This is a genomic window from Plantactinospora sp. WMMC1484 (genome assembly GCF_049315195.1).
GTDB lineage: Bacteria > Actinomycetota > Actinomycetes > Mycobacteriales > Micromonosporaceae > Plantactinospora.
The window spans coordinates 4,368,162-4,390,462 of record NZ_CP186055.1; the positions used below are offsets into that span (position 1 = coordinate 4,368,162).

The 22,301-nt window shown below is 70.7% G+C and carries 22 protein-coding genes; 20 read left to right on the plus strand and 2 right to left on the minus strand.

Annotated features, from left to right (window positions below):
• The first annotated feature begins 2 nt into the window (after positions 1 to 2).
• The 15 genes from ACN28C_RS19175 to ACN28C_RS19245 all read left to right on the plus strand — a co-directional run bounded on the left by ACN28C_RS19175 (position 3) and on the right by ACN28C_RS19245 (position 14,332).
• Positions 3 to 1,139: a steroid 3-ketoacyl-CoA thiolase gene (locus tag ACN28C_RS19175; RefSeq protein ID WP_422768918.1), complete on the plus strand. Its 1,137-nt coding sequence runs from the start codon at positions 3 to 5 to the stop codon at positions 1,137 to 1,139.
• 4 nt (positions 1,140 to 1,143) lie between these two features.
• On the plus strand, positions 1,144 to 2,352 hold the full coding sequence (locus ACN28C_RS19180) for a CaiB/BaiF CoA transferase family protein (RefSeq protein WP_422768919.1): 1,209 nt from the start codon (positions 1,144 to 1,146) through the stop codon (positions 2,350 to 2,352).
• Between the two features lie 104 nt (positions 2,353 to 2,456).
• The gene (gene fabG / locus ACN28C_RS19185; RefSeq protein WP_422768920.1) at positions 2,457 to 3,197 is read left to right on the plus strand and encodes a 3-oxoacyl-[acyl-carrier-protein] reductase; all 741 of its coding nucleotides are present in this window, start codon (positions 2,457 to 2,459) and stop codon (positions 3,195 to 3,197) included.
• Positions 3,194 to 4,129, plus strand: coding sequence for a hypothetical protein (locus ACN28C_RS19190; protein WP_422768921.1), 936 nt, complete (start codon positions 3,194 to 3,196; stop codon positions 4,127 to 4,129). Before fabG ends, ACN28C_RS19190 begins: the two co-directional genes overlap by 4 nt.
• Positions 4,126 to 4,380, plus strand: a complete 255-nt coding sequence (locus tag ACN28C_RS19195; protein WP_422768922.1) for an acyl carrier protein — start codon at positions 4,126 to 4,128, stop codon at positions 4,378 to 4,380. The genes ACN28C_RS19190 and ACN28C_RS19195 overlap by 4 nt, the downstream gene beginning before the upstream one ends.
• A gap of 4 nt (positions 4,381 to 4,384) precedes the next feature.
• The gene (locus ACN28C_RS19200; RefSeq protein ID WP_422768923.1) at positions 4,385 to 5,587 is read left to right on the plus strand and encodes a beta-ketoacyl-[acyl-carrier-protein] synthase family protein; all 1,203 of its coding nucleotides are present in this window, start codon (positions 4,385 to 4,387) and stop codon (positions 5,585 to 5,587) included.
• Positions 5,584 to 6,552: a beta-ketoacyl synthase N-terminal-like domain-containing protein gene (locus ACN28C_RS19205; RefSeq protein WP_422768924.1), complete on the plus strand. Its 969-nt coding sequence runs from the start codon at positions 5,584 to 5,586 to the stop codon at positions 6,550 to 6,552. The genes ACN28C_RS19200 and ACN28C_RS19205 overlap by 4 nt, the downstream gene beginning before the upstream one ends.
• Entirely contained in the window at positions 6,549 to 7,658 is a 1,110-nt protein-coding gene (locus tag ACN28C_RS19210; RefSeq protein WP_422768925.1) for a beta-ketoacyl synthase N-terminal-like domain-containing protein, read from the plus strand. The genes ACN28C_RS19205 and ACN28C_RS19210 overlap by 4 nt, the downstream gene beginning before the upstream one ends.
• Positions 7,655 to 8,518 (plus strand): beta-ketoacyl synthase N-terminal-like domain-containing protein, encoded by an 864-nt coding sequence (locus ACN28C_RS19215; protein WP_422768926.1) that lies wholly within the window; start codon positions 7,655 to 7,657, stop codon positions 8,516 to 8,518. The genes ACN28C_RS19210 and ACN28C_RS19215 overlap by 4 nt, the downstream gene beginning before the upstream one ends.
• Complete coding sequence (locus ACN28C_RS19220) at positions 8,515 to 9,327, plus strand: alpha/beta fold hydrolase (RefSeq protein ID WP_422768927.1); 813 nt, start codon at positions 8,515 to 8,517, stop codon at positions 9,325 to 9,327. Before ACN28C_RS19215 ends, ACN28C_RS19220 begins: the two co-directional genes overlap by 4 nt.
• Positions 9,324 to 10,208, plus strand: a complete 885-nt coding sequence (locus tag ACN28C_RS19225) for an acyl-CoA thioesterase (protein WP_422768928.1) — start codon at positions 9,324 to 9,326, stop codon at positions 10,206 to 10,208. Before ACN28C_RS19220 ends, ACN28C_RS19225 begins: the two co-directional genes overlap by 4 nt.
• Positions 10,205 to 10,879 carry a 2-hydroxychromene-2-carboxylate isomerase gene (locus ACN28C_RS19230; protein WP_422768929.1) on the plus strand — a complete coding sequence of 225 codons (675 nt, stop codon included), beginning with the start codon at positions 10,205 to 10,207 and terminating at the stop codon, positions 10,877 to 10,879. Before ACN28C_RS19225 ends, ACN28C_RS19230 begins: the two co-directional genes overlap by 4 nt.
• Positions 10,879 to 11,619: a class II aldolase/adducin family protein gene (locus ACN28C_RS19235; protein WP_422768930.1), complete on the plus strand. Its 741-nt coding sequence runs from the start codon at positions 10,879 to 10,881 to the stop codon at positions 11,617 to 11,619. The genes ACN28C_RS19230 and ACN28C_RS19235 overlap by 1 nt, the downstream gene beginning before the upstream one ends.
• Positions 11,619 to 13,094, plus strand: a complete 1,476-nt coding sequence (locus ACN28C_RS19240; protein WP_422768931.1) for an AMP-binding protein — start codon at positions 11,619 to 11,621, stop codon at positions 13,092 to 13,094. Before ACN28C_RS19235 ends, ACN28C_RS19240 begins: the two co-directional genes overlap by 1 nt.
• On the plus strand, positions 13,091 to 14,332 hold the full coding sequence (locus ACN28C_RS19245) for a cytochrome P450 (RefSeq protein WP_422768932.1): 1,242 nt from the start codon (positions 13,091 to 13,093) through the stop codon (positions 14,330 to 14,332). The genes ACN28C_RS19240 and ACN28C_RS19245 overlap by 4 nt, the downstream gene beginning before the upstream one ends.
• A 29-nt stretch (positions 14,333 to 14,361) precedes the next feature.
• Here ACN28C_RS19245 and ACN28C_RS19250 read toward each other — a convergent pair whose 3' ends face one another.
• On the minus strand, positions 14,362 to 15,537 hold the full coding sequence (locus ACN28C_RS19250; RefSeq protein ID WP_422768933.1) for a class I adenylate-forming enzyme family protein: 1,176 nt from the start codon (positions 15,535 to 15,537) through the stop codon (positions 14,362 to 14,364).
• Between the two features lie 3 nt (positions 15,538 to 15,540).
• Between ACN28C_RS19250 and ACN28C_RS19255 the strand changes: the two genes are divergently transcribed.
• The 3 genes from ACN28C_RS19255 (at position 15,541) to ACN28C_RS19265 (ending at position 18,985) form a co-directional block, all read left to right on the plus strand.
• Positions 15,541 to 17,403 carry a carbamoyltransferase C-terminal domain-containing protein gene (locus ACN28C_RS19255; protein ID WP_422768934.1) on the plus strand — a complete coding sequence of 621 codons (1,863 nt, stop codon included), beginning with the start codon at positions 15,541 to 15,543 and terminating at the stop codon, positions 17,401 to 17,403.
• Positions 17,400 to 18,581, plus strand: a complete 1,182-nt coding sequence (locus ACN28C_RS19260; RefSeq protein WP_422768935.1) for a hypothetical protein — start codon at positions 17,400 to 17,402, stop codon at positions 18,579 to 18,581. Before ACN28C_RS19255 ends, ACN28C_RS19260 begins: the two co-directional genes overlap by 4 nt.
• A gap of 116 nt (positions 18,582 to 18,697) precedes the next feature.
• Positions 18,698 to 18,985 (plus strand): acyl carrier protein, encoded by a 288-nt coding sequence (locus ACN28C_RS19265; protein ID WP_422768936.1) that lies wholly within the window; start codon positions 18,698 to 18,700, stop codon positions 18,983 to 18,985.
• A gap of 18 nt (positions 18,986 to 19,003) precedes the next feature.
• On the opposite strand, the gene ACN28C_RS19270 is transcribed toward ACN28C_RS19265, so the two are convergent.
• Positions 19,004 to 20,128, minus strand: a complete 1,125-nt coding sequence (locus tag ACN28C_RS19270; protein WP_422768937.1) for a cytochrome P450 — start codon at positions 20,126 to 20,128, stop codon at positions 19,004 to 19,006.
• A gap of 56 nt (positions 20,129 to 20,184) precedes the next feature.
• Between ACN28C_RS19270 and ACN28C_RS19275 the strand changes: the two genes are divergently transcribed.
• Both ACN28C_RS19275 and ACN28C_RS19280 read left to right on the plus strand, forming a co-directional pair.
• Positions 20,185 to 21,519, plus strand: a complete 1,335-nt coding sequence (locus ACN28C_RS19275) for a condensation domain-containing protein (RefSeq protein WP_422768938.1) — start codon at positions 20,185 to 20,187, stop codon at positions 21,517 to 21,519.
• Positions 21,519 to 22,286 carry an acetoacetate decarboxylase family protein gene (locus ACN28C_RS19280; protein WP_422768939.1) on the plus strand — a complete coding sequence of 256 codons (768 nt, stop codon included), beginning with the start codon at positions 21,519 to 21,521 and terminating at the stop codon, positions 22,284 to 22,286. The genes ACN28C_RS19275 and ACN28C_RS19280 overlap by 1 nt, the downstream gene beginning before the upstream one ends.
• The last annotated feature ends 15 nt before the right edge of the window (positions 22,287 to 22,301 follow it).

Genomic DNA, 22,301 nt, shown 5'->3' on the forward strand with positions numbered 1-22,301 from the left:
CCGTGGGACAACCAGTGATCGTGGCCGCGGCGCGTACGCCGATCGGCCGGCGCAACGGTGCCCTGGCCCCGTTGAAGGCGGTCGCCCTGCTCAGGCACGTCCAGCAGGAGGTGATCAGGCGCGCGGGCATCGAACCTGGCGACATCGACCAGGTCATCGGCGGCTGCGTGACCCAGGCCGGTGAGCAGAGCCTCAACGTCACCCGCAACGCCTGGCTCAACACCACGATGGACTACGAGGTGCCGGCAATCACCGTCGACGCCTCGTGCGGCTCGTCTCAGCAGGCCAATCACCTTGCCGCGGCCGTCATCGCCGCGGGGGTGGCCGAGTGTGTGCTGGCCTGCGGCGTCGAGTCGATGAGCCGGGTGCCCATCGGGGTCAACCTCAGCAATGGTCCGGGGCACTACAAGCTGCGCGACTACCCGTGGAACGACCCGCCGAAGTCGCAGTTCGGCGGGGCGGAACGGATCGCCGAGCGCGAAGGGTTCAGCCGGACCGAACTCGACGCCTACGGGTTGCGCTCACAGGAGCGAGCCGGCGCGGGGTGGCTGCGGGGCGCCTTCACCGAGGAGGTCGCGCCCATCGCGGTGGGAGGCGTCACGGTCGAGCGTGACGAGGGACTGCGGACATCGACGATCGAGGAGCTCAGCCGGCTGCGGCCGAATGTCACGGGCGGCCGTCACACGGCCGCCACAACGTCGCAGATTTCCGACGGCGCCGCCGCGCTGCTCTGGATGTCACGCGACCGGGCCGCCGCGTCGGGCCTGCGCCCCCGGGCGGTCGTCGCGCATCAGGTGATCACGGGTTCCGACCCGGCCTACCTGTTGGACGGCCCGATCGTGGCAACCCGCAAGCTGCGGCGTCTGGCTGGGATCAAGATCGATGACATCGACATTTACGAGATCAACGAGGCGTTCGCGGCCGTGGTGCTGGCCTGGCGGCGCGCGTTCGACGCCGATCCCGAACGACTCAACGTCAACGGCGGGGCGATCTCCCTCGGCCATCCGCTCGGTGCCAGCGGCACGCGCCTGTTGATCAGCGCGCTGCACGAGCTGGAGCGGCGGGACCGGGAGCATGCGCTGGTCGCGATGTGCTGCGGCGGCGCCCTCGGCACGGCCACGCTGTTGCGGCGGGTGTGAGCCGATGGATCGTGACGCTTTCTATGCTGATGCGCGTTCCGATCTGGCCGGGCCGCTGGCCGGCGTTCGGGTCGTGGAGGTGACCAAGGTCTGGTCCGGACCGCTCGCCGGAGCGGTCCTGGCCGATCTGGGCGCCGATGTCGTACGCGTGGAGCTGCCAGGCAGTCGGGACGGCGAGGTCCCGCCGACGATTCCGGGCAGCGAGCATTCGTGGTTCCGTCAGACGGTCAACCGCAACAAGCGCAGCGTCGCGGTCGACCTGCGCGAACCGGGTGGTCGTGAGTTCTTTTTGCGTCTGGTCGCGCGGTCGGACATAGTTGTGGAAAACTATCTGCCGGGAACGCTTGATAGCTGGGACATCGGCTACGCCGCTTGCCGCGCCGTTCGCCCGGAGATCGTTTTTGTTTCTATTTCCGGCTATGGGCAGTATGGACCCCGCTCGGCGCTGCCCGGGTACGATCCGGTGCTGCAGGCGTACGGCGGCTGGATGGCGCTCAATGGTGAGCCCGGTGGCGGCCCGGTCCGCGCGCCTACGTTCCTCGCCGACGAGCTGGCCGGTCTGCACGGCGCGATCGGCGCACTGGCCGCGATGCGCCACCGGGACGCGACGGGGGAGGGGCAGCACGTCGATGTGGCGATGCTCGATGCTCTGCTGGCCGGCTCGGCGGGCCTGCTGACGCTCGCCGCGACCGGCGCCGCTCCGAAGCGACAGGGCAACGAGACGGACTTCGTCGTACCGTCCGCGGTGTACGCCTGCCTCGACGGATCGGTCTACCTGTCGGTGGCGTTGAACCGGCAGTGGCGAGCGCTCGCCGAGGCAATGGGGCGGCCAGAGCTTGCGCGCGCCAAAGGGTTTGGTTCCGCGAAAGACCGGCTGGCCAACCGGGGCCACGTCAACCGCGTCGTGGCGCAATGGTGCGCGACGCGGCCGGTCGCCGAGGTCGCGGCGACGCTGGAGCGCTGCGGCGTGCCGGCGGCGCCGGTCCGTGATCTGACCGAGGTGGCGGCCGATCCGCAGGTCGCCGCGCGCGAGATGCTCCAGTGGGTCCGGCTGCCAGACGCCACGAGCGCGCCGCTGACCGGTCCGGCGGCGAAGTTCTCGCGCACGCCCACGCGAGTGCGCCGAGCGGCTCCGCGCGCGGGCGCCGACACGGCGGAGGTTATCGCTGAACTTGATATGCAGATTCCGATGTGCGAGGAAGGTGAGAAGTAGAAGGCCGCATGTTTGTTGCTCTTGCTGAGATTCACCGACGTAGTTCAGAATGACGAGCGAGGTCGCTGCCACCGGCACTGTTATTGGCCATCAGGGAGGTCGGCGTGACTGCTCAGCGCCGGGTTTTGGTGACAGGAGCATCCCGTGGCATCGGCCGTGGCGTCGCGACGCGGCTCGCCCAGGACGGGTACGCCGTCGCCGGGTGTTACGCCACCGACAGCGACGAGGCCGCCAAGACTCGCACCGACGTCCTGGGCTTCGACGTTCCCGCCCACTTCGGCGTCTGCGACGTTACCGACCTCGACGCCGTCGAGCGGTTCGTGGCGGCTGCGGAAGAGGCGCTCGGCCCCTTCGACGCCCTGGTGAGCAACGCCGGCATCACCCGCGACGCCCCTGCCGTCCTACTCGCGCCCGATGACTGGCAGCTCGTCATGCAGACCAACCTCACGGGCACCTTCAACGTCTGCCGGGCACTCGCCTTCCGCTTCATGAAACGCAGGGCCGGCTCGATCGTGACGATGTCCTCTGTCGCCGGGATCCACGGCAATGCCGGCCAGACGGCCTACGCGGCGAGCAAGGCTGGCATCATCGGCCTGACCAAGTCGCTGGCGAAGGAGGTCGCGGCATTCGGCGTGCGGGTCAATGCGGTGGCCCCCGGTTTCATCGAGACGGACATGACCGCGGTGCTCAGCGGCAAGCAGCGCGACGAAGCGCTCAGCCGCATCCCGGTGGGCCGCTGGGGCCATCCCGACGAGGTCGCCGACCTCGTGGCGTACCTGCTGTCCGACCGGGCCTCCTACATCACCGGGCAGGTGCTCGGCGTCGACGGGGGTATCCGGTTGTGACCGCTTCGACGGTTGGCTACCACCGCCCGCGGTCGGCGGCGCCGCTGCGCGCGATCGACGCGGTATCGGCGGAGCGCGCCGCCGCCGGCTTCGCCATCTCCGCCCGGCTGGACATCGGCCGGGTCGATCTCCGTGGACACTTTCCCGGCATGCCGGTGTACCCCGGCGTGTTCACGCTGGAAAGCATCGTGCAGGCGGTCGCGGCGGGAACCGACGTGCCGCTCTCGCTGCGGGAGATTCACAGCGGACGGTTCCTGGGCGCCCTGCTGCCGGGGGACACTCTGGTGCTCCGGATCGACGTCGAACCCGCGGCGGACGGTTGGGCCGCGACGGTCACCGGTACACGCGCCGGCGGCGAGCCGGTCATCAAACTCCGGGCGGTTCTGGGTGATCTGCCCACGACCACGCCTGCCGATCCGCCGCCGCCCGTGACCGGCAGCGCCGCGATGGACGTGACCGCCGTCGAGGCCGCCCTGCCCCATCGTCATCCCATGCTGCTGGTGGATCGGGTCATCGACCTCGAACCCGGCGTCATCGTACGTGCCGAGAAAGCCATCACCGCCAACGATCCCTGTTACGCGGAATGCGACGACCTGCCACTCGCTACCCGAGCGTATCCGGCGAGCCTGATGCTGGAGTCCCTCGGGCAGGCGGCCGCCCTGCTCTGGGGCGTCCGCGTGAGCTCCGACGACGTGCTCATGTTGGCCGGTGTCCGCCGCTACCGGGTCACCGGGGCCGCGTATCCCGGCGACGTCCTGCATCACATGGTGCAGCTCACCCATATCAAGGCCGACACCGCCTTCGCCACGGGCCGCACCTGGGCCGGCGACCGGCCGGTGGCCGAGGTGGCGACGCTGATCGCGGTGCAGCGGCGACGGTCCGTGCTCAACGCCGCACGACACACTCCACCACTCCTTCAGGAGGCCCGATGAGCCAGGCACAGCAGCACATGGAGGAGCTTCGCGAGCTGGTGGCGGAGGTGCTCGAGATCGAACCGGAGGAGCTCACCGACACCGGTGACTTCGCCGAGGAGTACGACGCCGACTCGTTGCGCGCGATCGAGATCCTGGCGCGGCTTGACAAGAAGTACCACGTCGAGATCCCCCAAGCGGAGCTGCCCGAGCTGCGGAATCTGAAGGCGGTCCACGAGGCGGTCGCGCGTCATGCTGGCTGGCGGGACTGACGCTGTGCGTCGCGTCGTGGTGACGGGGCTCGGGCCGGTGTCCAGCATCGGCACCGGCGTCGCCGCGTTCGCGGCCGGGCTGCGGGTGGGCCGGTCGGGGATCTCGCCGATCGTGGGCTTCGACGCCACCGGTTTTCCGCATCGTGACGCGGGCGAGGTCCGGGATTTCGTGCCGGAGACCCGGCTGCGCCGGATCGACCCGGCCGGCTGGGGGCGTTCCAGTCAGTTCGCCGCCGCGGCCGCCCGGCTCGCCGCCGACGACGGCCGTCTGACCGACGCGGAGCCCGGCCGGTCCGGCGCCGTCATCGGCACCACGAGCGGTGAGTCGGTCGTCATGGAGCAGCTCACCGCACAGATCGTCGCATCCGGTGGGCCGGCCGGCATGGACGCCGGGCTGCTCGGCATGTTGCCCGCCCATCGGCTCGCCCACGCCGTCAGCGCGGAGCTGGGCCTGGCCGGGGAGTCGCTCACCCTGGCAACCGCCTGCTCAGCGAGCAACTACGCCATCGGTTACGCCTACGACCTGATCACCACGGACGAGGCCGACGTCATGTTCGCCGGTGGGGCGGACTCGGTGTGCCGTTGGGCGCACGCGGGGTTCTACCGGCTCGGTGCACTCACCGGGACCGCCTGTTCGCCGTTCGACCGTGACCGGTCGGGGATCATCACCGGCGAGGGCGGGGCGGTGCTGCTGCTGGAGGAGCTGGAGCACGCGCGGGGTCGCGGCGCCCGGATCTACGCCGAGGTGCTCGGCTACGGGATGAACTGCGACGCCTCCCATCCGGTGGCGCCTGACGCGGCCAGCATCTCCGAGTGCATGCGGATCGCTCAGCGAAACGCCTCGGTGAAGCCATCCGATGTGGACTACATTTGCGCTCACGGCACCGGCACGCCGGCGAACGACTCCGTCGAGGCCCAGGCGATCTTCGAAGTCTTCGGCGCGCAGGTGCCACCGGTGAGTTCGATCAAGTCGATGATCGGCCACACCATGGGTGCGGCGAGCGGCTTTGGCGCGATCGCCTCGATCTTGGCGATCGCCGAGGGGTTTCTGCCGCCGACGATCAATTGGGCCAACCCCGATCCGGATCTGGCCCGCCTTGATCCGGTGCCCAACGTCGCCCGGTCAGCGACCGTCACGATCGCACAGAACAACGGCTTCGCCTTCGGTGGCAACAACGCCATCACCCTGTTCGGAGCACTGACGTGACCGTGCGGATGCTCATCACCGGCACCGGGGAGTTGAGCGTCACTGAACGTCACGCCGTCGGCGACGACTTCCCGACGCCGTTGGCGCCCGTCCTCGCCGACTTCGACGTGCGTGCGCACCTGGGACGCAAGGGGACCAGCTTCTACGACCGGGCCACGGCGCTGGCCGTGGTCGCCTGCCAGCAGGCCCTGCGTACCGGCGCGGTCGAGGTCAGCGACGACAACCGGGCCCGGATCGGCGTCGTGCTGGGGACCACGGTCGGCAGCTTCCGCTCGACCAGTGACTTCAGTCGGGAGACGCTGGTGCAGGAGAAGCCCTACCTCGTCAATCCGGTGCTGTTTCCGAACACCGTGATGAACTGCGCGGCCGGGCAGGCCGCGATCCGCTTCGGGCTGCGCGGGGTCAACGCCACGATCGCGGGCGGGCGGCTGGCGTTTCACCACGCGTTGCGGCACGCGGGGATGTCGCTGCGTCGGCAGGCGGCCGACATTGTCCTGGTGGGCGCGGTGGAGGAGCACAGTCCGCACCGTGCCTGGGCCGCCGAGCGGAGCAGCGGCGGCACGGCGGTCGCGGGCGAGGCGGCAGGCGTCTTCGTGGTCGAGCGGGCCGAGGGGCCGCGTCGCTCCGGCGGGCGGGTCCTCACCGAGGTGACCGGGCTCGCGACCGGGTTCGACGGGCTCGGCGACGGGCTCGGCGACGGGCTCGCCTCGTGCGTCGCCCGGGCCGTCCGCGACCAGCGCGTCACCCTGCACCTCGCGACCGGCGGCGAAACCGTCGACCTGCCGGAAAGGCCGGTGCGCCTGGACATCGGTGATCGGTACGGCGAGTGCGATGCGGCATCGGGCGCGCTGGCGATGGCCGAGGCGGTACGCCGGATCGAGGCGGATGCCGCCGAAAACGTTCTGATCACCGCGTGGACGCCGGAGGGCGGCGTCGCCGCGGCCCTGGTACGGGGGCCACGGTGACCGCCCTGCTGATGGGCAGCACGCTGCTGACGTGTCTCGGCGACGGTCCGGCCACGTTCGCGGCCCTGCTCGCTGGGCGCGACGGTCGACGGCCCCTGCACAGGGGCGATCCCAGGCGGCTGCGCGTCACGTACGGATACCACGTCGAACCGGCGCCCGGACAGTTCGCGGCAAGCGACTGGCTGGCCCGATGCGTACGCGGGGCGCTGCGCAAGAGCGGCGTCGATCCAGCCCGGTCCCGGGTCGCCTGCGTCGTCGGAACCGGGTTGCGCGAACTACCCACCGTGGAGGACGTCGACCCGGTCGAGCTGCCGGTCCACCGGCTGCACTTCGCCGATGCCGTGCGCGCGGTGGCGCCCGGCGTACGGGAGGTGGTGACCCTGGCGAACGCCTGTGCCGCCAGCGGGCACGCATTGGCGCTCGCGCAGGACATGGTGGAGCTCGCCGACGCCGACGCCGTCGTGGTGGCCGGGGCCGACGCAATGACCGAGTCCATGCTTGCCATGATCGGAAAGGTGGCAGACCAGCCGACCGAGCGCATCCGTCCGTTCGACACCGATCGGCAGGGCGTGCTGCTCGGCGACGGCGGTGCCGCTGTCGTGGTCGTGCCGGACGACGGCCGCCCCGGCGCCGACGGCCGCCTGCTCGCTACCGGGCTGTCGTGCGATGCGTACCACGAGACCGCTCCGTCACCGGCCGGGATCGCTCGGGCGATGCGAGACGCGTTGGCGCGTGGTCGGGTGTCTGCCACGGACGTCGCGCTCGTGGTGGCGCACGGGACGGGGACCGCGCTGAACGACCCGGCGGAGTGCGCGGCCCTGGCGGAGGTGCTTGTCAGGGGCGGCGGGGACCCCGTGGTCACCGGCATCAAGGGCGCGGTCGGGCACATGTCCGGGACGGCCGCGCTGGCAAACCTGGACGTCGCACTGCGCAGCCTGTGCGGAGGACTGGCTCCGCCCGTCGTGGGGCTCACCAGCCCGCTGCCCGAGGCCGCCGGCCTGCGGCTGGCAGCGCGCACGCCCGTGCCGCTGGGGCCGGGCGTCGCACAGGTCAACGCGTTCGGCTTCGGCGGGGTCAACGCCGTCACGCTCGTGGCGGCGCCATGACCGGCGGAGATCAGACGGTTCTTGCCCGGGGGACGGGCTCCGCCGTGGCGGTCCACCTCACCGCCTGGGCGGTGCACCTGCCCGGAGCCGATCCGGCGCCGCCTGGCCTGCCAGAGGCGCTCAAGGAAGCGGTCCAGCCGGCCGTGTCCGCCGAGGAGGCGGCCAGGGTGCTGGGCCGCAAGGGGCTGCTGTTCAAGGAGCCGGCCACGCGGCTGGCGCTGTGCGCCGTACACGCCGCGCTCGGGCTGGCTCCCGGTGTACGCCCCAAGGCACCGGTGCTCCCCGACGTGGCGGTGGTGGCGTGTTCCAACCTCGGTAACGTGGCGACCGTCGCCGAGGTGGCGCGAACGGTGCGGGCCGGGAGCGTGCGGGATGTCAGTCCGCTTGCCGCCCCCAACGCGTCGAGCAACGTCGTCGCGAGCACCGTCGCACTCTGGTTCGGTCTGGGCGGCCCGAATTTCATGGTCTGCTCGGGGGCCGTCGCGGGCTGGGACGGGCTGGACATCGCCGTACGCCTGCTGCGGACGCGACGGGCGAGTCAGGTCGTCCTGGTCGGCGCGGAACCCGACGACGAGACGGCCCGCGGGCTGCGCGGGACGGCCCTGACCGCGGGAGCCGCAGCGGTGATCCTCGAGAGGCCCGTCGCGGCGGCCGGGCCGGTCCCGCCGGTCGACCTGACACTGGGCCCCGGCGGGTTCGACCCGGCGGCGGCGTGGGGCGACCTCTACGGCGGCCAGGGCGTCCTCGGCCTCGCCCTGGCCAGGGCTGCCATCAGTGGCGGCTGCGCCTCCGTCGCGGCGGGCGGCGCCGACGACCGCGACGGCGGCCGGACCACGCATATCTGGGCGGACACGCCATGATCGGCGAGTCGCGGGTGCTGCGGCCCGCCGGGCCCGACTGCCCCCGCCTGGTGCTGGTGCACGGGCTGGAGGACAGCTGGGCGAGCTGGCGCGGGCTCGCGGCGGTGACCGATCCGCGGTGGCGGGTGACCGCGCTGGACCTTCCCTGGCGCTCCGGCAACGACTACCGCTGGCGGCGCTCGGCGGCCGCGGACTGGCTGGCCCGGGCACTGGACGAGCTCGGCGAGCCGGTCGACGTGCTGGTGGCGCATTCGTTCGGCGCCAACGCCGCAATGGACCTCATGGCGGCCGGGAACAACGCCGTCGGCCCGGCCGCGGTGCTGATCTGTCCGCTCTACCGGCCGCCCGGCGCAGCGACGACGTGGCGTACGCTCGACCGCGCGCGAACCAACTTCGAGCGCCACGTCCGGGACGGCGTGCTGGCGCGGCTGGGCGAGCGGGCGGCCGGGATCGGGCCGGACGTGCTCGAGGTGATGATGGTCAAGGCGCTCGACCGGGTCGGCCCGATGGGGCTGCTGACCGTGTTCGAGCGCTATGTCGCCAGCGCAGACCTTGCCCTTGAGGCGATCGGTCAACGGATCATGGTTCTCGGTGGTGCTCACGATCCGACTCTGTCAACCGAAGCGGCGCACCTGCTCGGTGCGCGCATCCCCACCGCGACGGTCCGCGTGGACGTGCACTTCGACCATTTCTGCCACATCCGCGAGCCGGTGAACGTACATGCCCATGTCGATGCGTTCCTTCAGGAGGTGATCGTGACGATGCAGTCGTCCGTCACCGGAGCCGCAAGCCGGGGAGGCGCAGCGTGAGTGTCCTCGCCCTGCCTGCGACGGTGACCGAACACCGCCCTCGGTACGAGGGCGCCAACATTCGGACCTGGATCGGCTTCAAGCACTTCATGTACCTCGTCGAGGAAGCCGTACTGGACTGGCTGCGCGCCTACACTCCGGGCGCCCGTGGGCTCTATCTCGACTGCGGGCTGGGTGTCGAGATCGTCGACTGCTCGGTGCAGCTGCCGGCGACGCTGGAGGTGGACGATCTGGTCCGCGCCCGGGTGACGGCGACGCACCCGGGCCGGTTCGCGGTGACGTTGCACGCGGTCCGGGACGGCGCGGAGGTGCTCGTCCTGCGGGGCAAGGTGGCCATCGCACTCGTACGCGAGACGGACAGCCCCGGCGGCGGCCCGATCGCCGTCGGTGCCGAGCTGCTGCCCGAGCCGACGCCGGAGCTGCGACTTGCCGCCCCACCCGGCCCGGTCGGCGGGTTCGGGTGGTCGTGGCCCGCGCCGTACTACTATTGCCACTTTTCCGACCGCGTCCAGCACTCGGGCTATGTGCGGGTGTTGGAGGAGGCGGTCGACCGGTACCTGGCGCATCGCGGGATCTCGGTCGGACGACTCGTCCGTGAGCGCGGCTGGATCCCGGTGGTGTCGCGGGCCCGCGTGCGCCTGCTGGCCGCCGCGCACATGGAAGAGGTCGTACACACCACGTTCACGGTGGAGGACGTTCTCCGGGACACGCTCTTCGACGGACGCATGGACTCGTACGTCGAGCGGGGCGGCGAGCGGATCCACGTGGCGACGGCGAGCATCCTGCACGGGTACGCGATCAGCCGCGGGCCGGACGCCGGCCGCCCGGCGACCTTGGACACCGAGGTCATCGATGCACTGCTGGGGAGCGATGCGCCATGAAGCGGCCGGTGCTCTACTTCTCGTTCCGCAGCCCGTACAGCTGGCTGACGATCCACCGGCTACGGCAGGCCGTCCCCGACGCGGCCGACGCACTCGACTGGCTGCCGTACTGGGATCCCGACGAACGTACCGACCTTTCGCTGAAGGAGCGGCAGGCGGAGTTCCACTACCAGCCCATGAGCCGGGCCAAGCACCTCTACCTGCTCATGGACACCAAGCGGATCGCGCAGTCGCTCGGCCTGTCGATGGCCTGGCCGATCGACGTCGACTGCTGGTGGGAACGGCCGCACCTCGCCTATCTGGCCGCCCGTCGGCAGGGCCGGGCGATGGAGTTCTACGACGCGGCGATCACCGCGCGGTGGGGCCGTGGCGACGACATCTCTACCACCGACGTCCTGGCCCGGGTCGCCGCCGAGGCAGGCATGGATCCGCAGATCGCGCTCGGCGCCGTCGACGACGACGACATCCGGGCCGAATCGGTCGACTGCCTGGTCCGGGCATACGAGGACGACGTCTTCGGCATTCCTTACCTGAAGTGGGGCAGGCATCGGTTCTGGGGGTACGACCGGCTGGCTGCCTTCCTCGCCGCGTGGCGGGGCCCCGATCTCGCTCCCGCGGACGTCCCGGTGCTGCCCGCGTACGACCGCGACACCGCCGGGGGGTGTGGTTGATGGGCGAGCGGCGCACGCCGGAGCAGGAACGGGTGCACCGTCGGCAGCGGCTTGCCGCGGCCCTGCGGATCTTCGCGGAGCGTGGTTTCGAGGAGGGAGCGGGCGGCCACATCACCGCACGCGACTCGATCATGACCGACCATTTCTGGGTCAACCCGTTCGGCGTCTACTTCGGACATGTGCGCGCCTGCGACCTACTGCTCGTCGACCACAACGGTACGGTCGTCCAGGGGGAGGGCACGGTCAACCCGGCCGGGTATGCCATCCATTCGCAGATCCACGCCGCCCACCCGCGGGTGATCGCGGCCGCGCACACGCACTCGCCGTACGGGCGGGCCTGGTCGGCGCTGTCCCGTCCGCTGGCGGCGATCACCCAGGACGCCTGCGCCTTCTTCGAGCGGCACACGGTCTTCCAGACGTACACCGGTGTCGTGCTCGACATCGATGAGGGCAAGCGGATCGCCCAGGTCCTCGGCGATGCCGGCACGGCGGTGATCCTGCAGAATCACGGGCTGCTCACCGTCGGCGGCAGTGTCGAGGAGGCGGCGTGGTGGTTCGTCGCCATGGACCGCTCCTGTCAGGTGCAGTTGCTCGCCGAGGCGGCCGGCGACCCCATCGTCATCGACGACGACGCCGCGCGGGCGGCCCGGGACGTGATCGGTACGCCCGGCATCGCGCGGCTCAACTTCCGCCTGCTCTTCGCCGACATCGTGCGGCGCCAGCCGGAGCTGCTCGACTGATGGCCCAGCTGATCAAACCGGGTGAGCAGGCCGCGATCGCCGACGGCGTCCGCGCGCTGGACCGGGGCGCTCTCGACGCGCGGGTGAACCGGTGGATCCATGCCCTGCGCGAGCTCGGCCTCTCCACCGGCGACGCGGTGGCGATCGTCGCCGCGAACCGGGTCGAGACGTATGAGGTCCTGCTCGCCTGCCTGCACACCGGCCTGACGGTGGTGCCGGTCAACTGGCACCTGACCGCGGAGGAGATGGCGTACCAGATGGAGGACTCGGCCTCCCGGCTGGTCGTCACGGACGACGCCCGGTGGGGGACGGTCCAGGCCGCAGCGTCAGCGGCCCGCCTCCTGTGTTTCGGGCCGCAGACCGAGGCACTGCTGGCCGGGCAGCCGGACACCGAGCCGGAGGACCAGGTGTGTGGCTCGACCCTGCTCTACACCTCCGGCACCACCGGCCGGCCAAACGGGGTCGTCAACGGACTCTTCGCCACCGGCGCGCCGTTTCGCCGGGTCGGGGCGCTCTCCGCGTACGCCGGAACGGCCCTGGGCGTGCCGGAGGACGGGACGACGCTGCTGGCCGGCCCCTGGTACCACTCCGCGCAGTTGTTCTTCTCGCTGCTTCCCCTGCTGCGGGGCGCCCGCCTGGTGATGCGCCCGCAGCTCGACGCGGCCGAGATCCTGAAGACCATCGAGGCGGAGGCCGTCACGGAGACGCACCTGGTGCCCACCCAGTTCGTCCGCCTGCTGCGGCTGCCGGACCGCGGCCGGTTCGACTGTTCGTCGCTGCGGCGGGTCTGGCACGGCGGCGGCCCGTGCGCCGAGGACGTGAAGCGTCGGATGATCGACTGGTGGGGGCCGTGCCTGTGGGAATACTACGCCGCCACCGAGGGCGGTGTGGCGACCTTCATCTCCAGCTCGGAGTGGCTGGAACGGCCGGGCAGCGTCGGGCGGGCGCTGGCGCCGACGGTGGTCGAGGTGGTCGACGACGACGGCCGGCCGTGCCCGCCAGGGGTGTCCGGACGCGTCTTCCTGCGTCGTCGGCCCGAGCGCGACTTCCACTACCACAACGCGCCGGAGAAGACCGCGGCGGCGCATCTGGAACCCGGCGTCTTCACCTACGGCGAACTCGGCCGTCTCGATGACGACGGGTACCTGTTCCTCACCGGCCGACACCAGGACGTGATCGTGTCGGGTGGGGTCAACGTCTACCCGGCCGAGGTCGAGGCGGTCCTGCTCGATCACAGCAGCGTGCGCGACGCCGCCGTCCTCGGCGTGCCCGACGACGAGTTCGGCGAACGGGTGCTGGCTGTTGTCGAGGCCGACGGACTCGCCGCCGAGGAGGTGGCGACCACCTTGGACCGGTACTGCCGCACGCGGCTGGCCGGGTTCAAGGTGCCCCGGGCGTACCTGATGGTCGCCCAACTTCCCCGGGAAGCGACCGGGAAACTGCGCAAGCAGGTCCTCAGGGAGTGGTTCACGTGAACAGTCTGCTGGCCGACCCCGCCACCTACGCCGACGGCGTGCCGCACGACCACCTCGCCCGACTGCGTGAGCAGGCACCGCTGGCCTGGGTCGACGAGCCCGACCTGGTGCGGCACAGCTCCGCCGGCCGCACCGTGCACAGAGGAAGCGGATACTGGATCGCGCTCACCCATGCCGCGGTCGTCGAGGCATCCCGGCGGCCGGAGTCGTTCTCGTCGTCGGCACGCGGCGCCTTCCTGGTCGACCCGCGAACCCGGTCCGACCTCGTCCAGGCCCGTCAACTACTGGTCAACATGGATGCGCCGCAGCACTCGAAGGTGCGCAGGCTGGTCACGTCGGTGTTCACACCTCGGGCAGTCGCCCGGCTCGTCGACGGTGTGCACCGGCACGCGCGGCGGCTCGCCGACACTCTGCACGAGCGGGGCGAGGCCGACGCGGTCGCCGACTTCGCCGCCGAGCTACCCCTGCTCGTGTTGGCCGACCTGCTCGGGCTGCCGCCTGAGGACCGGCACCTGCTCTTCAAGTGGAGCAACTACCTCGTCGGCTTCGACGACCCAGAGTACGGCGGCGGCGATGTGGAGGCGTACCGCCGGACCATGTTCGAGGCGTTCCAGTACGCGATGGCGATGCGCACCGAGCGGCAGCGGCGGCCGACCGACGATCTGGGCAGCCTGCTCGCGACCGCGCAGGTCGACGGCGAACGCCTGACCGACCGGGAGTACTGCAACTTCTGGCTACTGCTTGTCGTCGCGGGCAACGAGACCACCCGGCATCTGCTGGCGAACACGCTTCTGCTGATGTCCGGCCACCCGGCCGAGCGCCGCCGGCTGATCGCGGATCCGGCGCTGATGCCGTCGGCCGTCGACGAACTGCTGCGGATGATCACGCCGATAATGCAGTTCCGGCGGACCGCCACGCATGAGACGACCCTGGCGGGCGTGCGCGTCCAGGCGGGGCAGAAGGTGGTGCTGTCGTATGCTGCGGCAAACCGTGATCCGGCCGTCTTCGCCGATGCCGATCGGCTGGACCTCGGTCGGGATCCCAACCCGCATCTCGCGTTCGGCATCGGGCCGCATTTCTGCCTTGGCTCGCACCTGGCCCGCCTGGAGACGACGGCGGCGCTGGCGGCGCTGGGTCCCCGCCTCGACGGGCTGGCACTGACAGCGCCACCCGTACGTCTGGAGTCCAACTTCGTCAATGGGCTGAAGTCGCTGCCGATACGTTGTGGACAGCCATGACCACCCCCGACGACGGTGCTGGCCGGGTCCTACAGCAGCAGACCGGCGAGCGTTCGGCGGGAGATCTTTCCGCGATCGGTGCGCGGGATCTCGTCGGCCACGACGATCCGGTCCGGCCACATCCGCCGGGATAGCTGTGTTTGCAGGTGGCGGCGCACCTGCGTGGCGGAGAGCGTGTGGGGTGGCCGAGGCGTGACGACCAGCCCGACAGTGCTGCCGAGCCAGGAGTGTGAGATGGGGAAGGCAGCGGCCTCGGCAACATGGGGGTGGCGCAACGCCGCGGCCTCGAGCGTGTGCGGTTCGATCTTGAAACCGCCGCGATTGATGAGGTCGTCGCAACGGCCCAGGATCGTCAACACGCCCGTCGCGTCCAGGGTCCCCAGGTCGCCGGTGGTGAACCAGCCAGGCGGCCCGGTGACGTTCGGGCCGCGCAGGCAGACGACGCCGTCACGGATCTCGACCTCGCACAGGCTGGGCGTGCCGACGGTGCCCGGCGTACGCGGTGCGTCCAACGCCTGAGAGGCGGCCTCGCCGGGCGCCTCGGTCAGCACGTACGCGTTGACGATTGGCACGCCGAAGTAGTCCTCGAGATCGGCCGCGCACTCGGCGGTCAGCGGCGCGGCGCTGGAGCGCAGGAAGCGCAGCCCTGGCCAGCGGAAGGCAGCCCGCCGGCTCACGTCGTGTACCAGCCGATGGATGGCGGGCGAGGCCGCGCACCACGTCGCGCCGGATTGGCGGATCCGGTCGACGAGGGCGGCGGGCTCGCCAAGGTCGCCGAAGGCCACCGTTCCGCCCGACATCAGCGGAGCCAGCACGCCCGTGATGAACCCGAGTGTGTGGTTCTGCGCGGCGAGAGTCAGCGAGACGTCCTGAGGCCCGAGCCCGAGGCGCGCGGCGACACCGTGTGCGGCCGCGAGCACCTGCCGTTCGTGATGCTCGATCACCTTCGGTGCGCCGGTCGTGCCGGAGGTGAGGAACTTCAGCGCGGTGCCGGGACGAGGCGGTCGCGGCCGGCCCGGATCGTCCAACAGGGAACGGTCGACCACGGTCAGCAGGCCGCGGTCCGCAGCCCATCGGGCCAGCGGGCTGCCGGCGCGATCGGTGATCACCCGGGCCGGGACGGGCAGCGCCTGGGCGGTGGAGACGGCGGTGCCCGTGTCGAGCAGGACCGTGTCGGCGACGCCCAGCGCGCCGAGCGCGGCCACCGTGTGGGTCAGCTGGTCGGCGATCCCGATCCAGATGTCGCCTGCGGCGACCCGGCCTATGCTACTGCCGAATCCGGCCGCGTACGAGAGCAGCTCGGCCCGGCCGAGGGTGCGGGCGTCGTGGGCGGCGAGCGCGCCAGTGGCCGGGTGTGCGCCGATCGCGTCGAGGAGTGCCTTCAGCACGCGTCCATCCTGCCAACGGCGCGGGACATCGAGCAATCGAGGCGAGGCCCATGGATTTCGGTTCGACCCCGGCCGATACTGGATTCCGTGATATCACTCGGCCTGAACGGGTTCGCCGGCGCCGACCACGATCCGGCGGCCGCCCTCGTCGTCGACGCCGAACTCGTGGCGGCTGTGGAGGAGGAACGCCTGACGCACGTCCGGCACGCACCCGGCGGCCTGCCGACCGGTGCGGTACGCGAAGTCCTGGCGCTGGCCGGGATAGACGCCGGTCAGGTCGACGTCGTCACCCACGGGTGGACGCCGGAGGCGCTGGGCGTCGGTGCGACCGCGCGGAGCGAGGCTGACCGGATCCGGGCGGAACTGGCAACGGCCGGCGTGCCGCTGCGTCCCGACGCGCGTATCACCTTCGTCGACCATCACGTGGCGCATTTCTGGAGCGCCGTGCCTTTCGCCCCCGCCGGTGTGTCCACGATGGATGCCCTGGTGCTCGACGGTGCGGGGGAGTCGACCGCCGGCGCCTTTTTCCGTGTCCGGAACGGCGACGTGGTCAAGGAGTGGAACCTCGGCCTGAAAGGCTCTCTCGGCCTGCTCTACGAGGCGGTCACGATGGCGCTCGGATTCCGCCGCGGCCAGGAGGGCAAGACGATGGGGCTGGCGTCGTACGGCCGGGTCGAGGCGATGACCCCCGTCGACGACCCGGCCGACGACCGATTTCCCGGTCCGGTGCCGGTGCTGACCGACCGTGACGAGATGCGGTCGCACCATCGGCAGATGATCCTGCGGGCGCGCAGCCTGGTGCCCCGGGGCGCCTCCTTCAACCAGCGCGCCGACGTGGCTCTGGGCGTACAGACGATGTTGGAACAGCGTGTTCTGGCGCTGGTCGCCGAGATCACCGACCCCGCGCCGACGTTGCTGCTGTCCGGGGGCGTCGCCTTGAACTGCACCATGAACGGGCGGATCGCGCGATGGTGCCGCGAGCGCGGCATCACACTGGTGGTCCCGCCGCCGGCCAACGACGCCGGGATCTCTGTCGGCGCCGCCGTCTGCTCGGCCGCCGACCCGCTGGCGGTCCGCTCCGCGACGGGCGCGGCGCTCGGCCGGGGCTTCAGCTCGGCCGCGGTCCAGGCCCGCCTGCACGCGCTGGGCGCCGAGGTCGTGGAGTGCGATCCGGCGTTCGTCGCCGACCGGCTGCGTTCCGGCGCGATCTGCGGTTGGTACGAGGGCCGGGCCGAGGTCGGTCCGCGTGCGCTCGGTCGGCGCGCGGTGCTCGCCTCGCCGGCCTCGGCGGCGATGAAGGACCGGCTCAACGTGGTCAAGGGCCGCGAGGCCTGGCGTCCGCTGGCCCCCTCGGTGCGCGCGGAGGACTTCGACGCTTCGTTCGACGGCGTGCCATCTCCGTACATGCTGGTGGCAAGCACGATTCGGCCCGCGGCGCTATCGAAGCTCGTATGCGTGTCCCATGTGGACAACAGTGCCCGGCCGCAGGCCGTGACGTGCGCGGGCGAGCCGGCGTACTGGAGTCTGCTGGGCGAAATGGAACGCGGCGCGGTCACCTGCACGTCGTTCAACCTCGCTGGCAAGCCGATCGTGTACACCCCGGCCGATGCCTGGGACGCGGCCCGAAAGATGAGCCTGGATCTGCTCGCCGGCGACGGCTGGTACGTGGATCTGCGGGCATGAGTTCACGCGCGGAGATCCACCTACCCGGCGGCGCGGGTGGCGACCCGAGCCGGGTGCGGGCGCTCGCCTCGCAGCACCGGGGGCCGATCGTGGTGCCCGGCCCGGCTGTCGACGAGTACGACGTGACGTTCGTCTACCACGATCGGGCCGGGACAGTGGAGTCTGCCGCTCTGATCTGCCCGGCACTGTCCGGCGCCGTGGCGGCGATGGCGGCGCTGGGGGAGGCAACCTTCGCGGTCACCGCGACGCTCCCGGCAGGGACCCGGGTCAAGTACCACTACTGCCCTGATCCCGAGCCGGAAGCCGACCCGTTCCACCTGGTCTATTCCGCGACGCGGCGCCGGCTCGACCCGTTCAACCCGTCGTTCGACCAGATCCACATTCCCAGCCTGCGCGCACGGATCTGTGACTCGCTGCTCGCCCTGCCGGGCGCGGCGCCCGATCCCCGGCCTCCGCGTGGACGACGGGAGCCCCGACATGGGCGGGCGCGTTCCGAGTCGCTGCGCAGTGCCGTGCTGGGCACGGCAAAGACGGTCACCGTCTTCCGCCCGTACGCCGATCCGCGTGGCCGGGTGATGGTGCTCTTCACGGGGGCCAACGAGTGGGGCGATCCCGCGCTGCTCTTCGACGGCCTGCAGGAACTCGGTACGCCGTTCATCGGGATCGCCGTCGGCGCCGAACACTACACGGCACACCTGCGCGATCTCGGCCGCCGGGATGGGTGTCTGGGTGAGTTCGTGGTCGGCGAGTTGTTGCCGACGCTCGCACCGGACGCCCGTGACTGCGCCGTCGCGGGGTTCAGCGCCGCGGCGGTCGCCGCCCTCACCGCCGCCTGCGAGCGGCGGGACATCCTCGGGCCGGCCATCCTGGTTTCGGGTGCGTTCCACTTGACCGAGCGGATGGACGTGCTGCACCGTGGCCGTGCCGTCGAGGATGCCGGCACGCGAGTTCGCATTGCCGCGGCGGTCCCGGCAGCGGTGTACCTCGCTGCGGGACAGTTCGAGGATCCGGGCAGCGCCAGCGACTTCTCCGCGTCCGCGCAAGTCGCGGCGGCGTTGCGGGAGCGTGGCAGCTGCGTGCGCCTGGACACTGGGCCGACCGGGCATGACACGGTGTCCGCCCGGGTGTATCTGGGCGAGGGAGTGCGCTGGTGGTGTGCCGGAGAATCGCAGGTCTGACCACCGCACCGGCACCCTCGGGGTACTCGAACAACAGATCAATGCATGGACGTATGGCGCTGTGCTAAGGCAGAATGACCTGGCGTGGACAAGTAGCCTCACCCCCGGAGGGACAGATGGCCCCTACGACCGAAGCCCTCTCATCGCCGCGGCTCACCCCCGCTGCCAAGAGCAAAAGCATCGAGCGATTCGTCGAACTGATCGGCGAGGTTCTCGGTGTCGACTCCGTGTCGCCCAGCCAGCATTTCCTGGACGCAGGTGGCGACTCCCTGTCGATGGCGATCATCATCGACTGGGTGGCGCAAGAGTTTTCTGTGGAGCCGGAGCTCGACTGGTTCTTCGAAAGTGAAACCATCGGTGACGTTGCCGAGCGCTGGTGGGCGAAGGTCGAGCAGACCTTCTGACTCGGTCGAGGGTGCCGGTCACCACGTGACCGGCAGCGCCTCGATCGCCCGCGTACGCAGATGGGTCTTGTGCCGCAGCTCCTCAGCCGGCACGGCCAGCTCCAATCCTGGCAGGCGCTCGAAGAGCGTGTCGAGCGCCGCGGCCAACTCCAGCCGCGCGAGCTTGGCGAAATTGCACATGTAGAACCCCGACCCGAAGGTCAGATGAGGGTTCGGCGAACGTGTGATGTCGAACCGTTCGGGATCGGCGAAGGTTCGCTGGTCGAAGTTTGCCCGCGCAATGTCTATGAGCACCATGTCGCCCTTGGCGATGTGCTCACCGCCCGACTCGACGTCAGCGTGGGCATAGCGGAGCAGACCGTGCGGGGTGGCCGCCGGCGGATGGAACATCCGCAGGATCTCCTCGACCGCGCCGGCCACCAGCGCCCGATCGGCCCGCAGGAGGTCGCGCTGCTCGCGCTGTCTCAGCAGCAGCACGATGCCGTTCGACAGGGCCGACGCCGGGGTTTCCCGGCCGAAGGCGAGCATTCCTGCCACCAGCTTCACCACGCGGCCGCCATCGCCGCCGCTGCCGCCCGCCCGGCCCGCCCGGATCAGCTCGGAGACGGCGTCGGCACCGTCGCCGTCACGCCGCTCGCGGACCAGGCGGGTGGCGAAGCTCAGCAGCGCCTTCATCCCCAGGAGGGAGCGATCGACGTCACCTGTCGTGGCGCCCTGGTCGGTCCAGCCCTGCACCGTCTGCAGTTCGGAGTCCGGCACGTCGAGGACCTGGAAGATGATCCGCGAGCACAGCGGGATCGCGTACTCGGCGTTCAGGTCGACCGGCTGGGGGCGGTGCCGTAGACCGGCGAGGATGTCGTCGGCGAACCCGGCCGTGCTCGCGGCGGCGGCGGCAAGCTTGGCGGGCGAGAAGACCTTCGTCATCGCTCGCCGCCACTCGGCGTGCTCCAGGTACTCGGTCTCGCTCCCCCCGCGCGGTCGCCCGGAGACGTCGTCGGTGGCGTACCACGCCGCTTTGGCCGGATCGGGATGAGACATCCCGATGCGCTCGTCGGCGAGCAGGCTCTTGGCCTCGGCATGGCCGACGACATGCCAGGCGGGCGCCTGGGCGGGAGTGAGCATCCTGGTCACGGCAGCCGTCATCTCGGAACTCCTCGGTCGGCGCGTCGGGGGGCGTTCCACCGGTTTCGTTGCCTACATTGCATCGACTGTCGTACCATTCGTCAATGCAAGATCTCGGATCCGGATCCGGCACCGTGTCTTCATGGCCTCTCTCTTACAGCGAAGAAAAATCGTGGCGGGAGTTCCGTGCCGATCGCGAGGTCTTCTTCAAACGTGGCTCACTGCTGGCGGTCGCCCTCGACGACACCGTCGACGACCGTCTCCTACGGCATCTCGTCGACACCGTCACCGCTCGGCACGAGATCCTCCGCACGGCGTACGACACCGTCAACTCGGGCGGCAGCCGCCACGTGCTGCCGTCGTACGAGCACGAGATCCGGGTTGTCGACAAGCCGCTGTACCCGGTGGACGGACTCTACGAAAACCACGTCATGCCGGAAGATCTCGTGCGCGTCTTCCTGGCGCCCGACCCGGACGGGCCGGGCCGCAAGCTCTACTTCGACATGAACGAAATGATCACCGACACCGGATCGACGGCGCGGCTGTCCACGGAGGTCAACCAGATCCTCGGTCATGAACCCGGTCCGCTCGGTCCTCCGCCCGACGTCACCTACGCCCAGTTCGCCGTCGAGCAGCGCAACGAGCCGCTTCCTCACGCGACCCTGGAGTTCTGGAAGAACACGCTCGACGGGATGCGGGCGGCCGGCGGCATACCCGACGAGGGACCGGATCCGAGCGGGGACGACGCCGGCGAGCGGGTGCTCGTGCTGCCCGACGAGGGCACGGCCGCCTTCCGTGCGTACTGTCGCCGCCATCGGATGTCGTCGTTCATGGCCGTCGGTGGCCTGGTGAACATCGCGCTCTCCGCGATCTGGGGGATCGAGGACATCACCTTGGCGACCGCCGCCAGTACGCGGCCCGCGAAATACAACTCGGTTCTCGGCAACTTTGCCAACAACGTTCTGTTGCGTTCGCGCGTCACTCGATCGACCACGCTGGCGGAGGCGGCCGAGGCCGGGCGCACCACCGTCCTGCAGGCGCTGCGACACCCGGTCCAGCTGCTGAAGGTCGCGGAGACCGTCGGCGGGTTGGACGTTCCCCCGATCCGGATTCACTACCTGCCGAACAACGCCCACTACTACAAGATGCTCGACTCCAAGCCGTCGGGCGCCTCGTGGCGTGAGCCCGCCGAGTTCCCCGGCTGGCCTCTCGAGGTCGGTTTTGCCGAGGACAGCCGTAAGCGGGTAGCGATCTGGATGCAGTACGACCCCCGCCGGTTCCACCACGCCCGGGTGGAGGAACTCATGTGGTGCCTGCGCGAGCTGCTGGTGGTGGCCTGCGTCAACGGTGACGAGAGCGCAGACGCCGGGTGGCTCGCCGACCGGATGGTCGGCCGCGAGCATCTTGACTGATGCGCGGCTACACGGCACCGCTGACCCCGGAGGGACGGTCGTCCATCGTCCCTCCGCCGCCGTGGCACTTTTCCGGCGAGATGCTGTGGATCAGCTACCGGGCCGATCCCGATGCCTGCCGGGCGCTGCTGCCTGCAGGGCTGACGCTGGCAGATCGCGAGGCGAACGCGGCGATTGTCTTCTGCGAGTGGCAATGGTGCGGTGACGACGAGGCCGAGCTGCACGACCCCGAGCGGGGCCAGTTCCGCGAGGCACTGATCACCCTCGACTGCGAGTACGCCGGCCGGCCGGTGGCCCGGGTGCCGTACGCCTGGGTGGACTCCGTCGTGCCGCTGGTTCGCGGACTCCTGCAGGGGTTGCCGAAGCTACCGGGCGCGGTGCACCTCACCCGCGCGTACGAGGTCGGCCGGGCCAGCAGCCGTAAGGCGCCCGGCGGGCGGTTCAACGCCACGCTGACCGCACAGGGCCGGCGGTTGCTCACCGGAGCGGTGGAGATCTCGGGCCGGGCGGCCGCGCCGCCGGCGCTGGCCACCCAGCCGTTCGTGCACACCCGGCACCTCCCCGGCTGGGGCGCGCTTCCCGAGCAGAACGACCTGGTCCGGAGCAAGGTTTCCGGGGTGGAGTTCGGCGCGGTCTGGCACGGCCGGGCCAAACTCGACGTCGCCGACGTCGAGGGCCTGGAGGTCGCCGCGCTGGCCCCGCTGGATGTGCTCGACGGCTACGTGTTCGCGTATGCCGAAACCTTGGAACCAGGCGGACCGGCCTGACAAAAGAGGTACTCC

What these genes read in the sequence shown, in the direction of transcription:
- ACN28C_RS19270 (WP_422768937.1), bottom strand. Translation starts at nt 20,128, where the DNA reads ATGACGGCTGCCGTGACCAGGATGCTCACTCCCGCCCAGGCGCCCGCC.
- ACN28C_RS19280 (WP_422768939.1), top strand. Translation starts at nt 21,519, where the DNA reads ATGCGCGGCTACACGGCACCGCTGACCCCGGAGGGACGGTCGTCCATC.
- ACN28C_RS19230 (WP_422768929.1), top strand. Translation starts at nt 10,205, where the DNA reads ATGAAGCGGCCGGTGCTCTACTTCTCGTTCCGCAGCCCGTACAGCTGG.
- ACN28C_RS19215 (WP_422768926.1), top strand. Translation starts at nt 7,655, where the DNA reads ATGACCGGCGGAGATCAGACGGTTCTTGCCCGGGGGACGGGCTCCGCC.
- ACN28C_RS19220 (WP_422768927.1), top strand. Translation starts at nt 8,515, where the DNA reads ATGATCGGCGAGTCGCGGGTGCTGCGGCCCGCCGGGCCCGACTGCCCC.
- ACN28C_RS19240 (WP_422768931.1), top strand. Translation starts at nt 11,619, where the DNA reads ATGGCCCAGCTGATCAAACCGGGTGAGCAGGCCGCGATCGCCGACGGC.
- ACN28C_RS19260 (WP_422768935.1), top strand. Translation starts at nt 17,400, where the DNA reads ATGAGTTCACGCGCGGAGATCCACCTACCCGGCGGCGCGGGTGGCGAC.
- ACN28C_RS19235 (WP_422768930.1), top strand. Translation starts at nt 10,879, where the DNA reads ATGGGCGAGCGGCGCACGCCGGAGCAGGAACGGGTGCACCGTCGGCAG.
- ACN28C_RS19265 (WP_422768936.1), top strand. Translation starts at nt 18,698, where the DNA reads ATGGCCCCTACGACCGAAGCCCTCTCATCGCCGCGGCTCACCCCCGCT.
- ACN28C_RS19180 (WP_422768919.1), top strand. Translation starts at nt 1,144, where the DNA reads ATGGATCGTGACGCTTTCTATGCTGATGCGCGTTCCGATCTGGCCGGG.
- ACN28C_RS19195 (WP_422768922.1), top strand. Translation starts at nt 4,126, where the DNA reads ATGAGCCAGGCACAGCAGCACATGGAGGAGCTTCGCGAGCTGGTGGCG.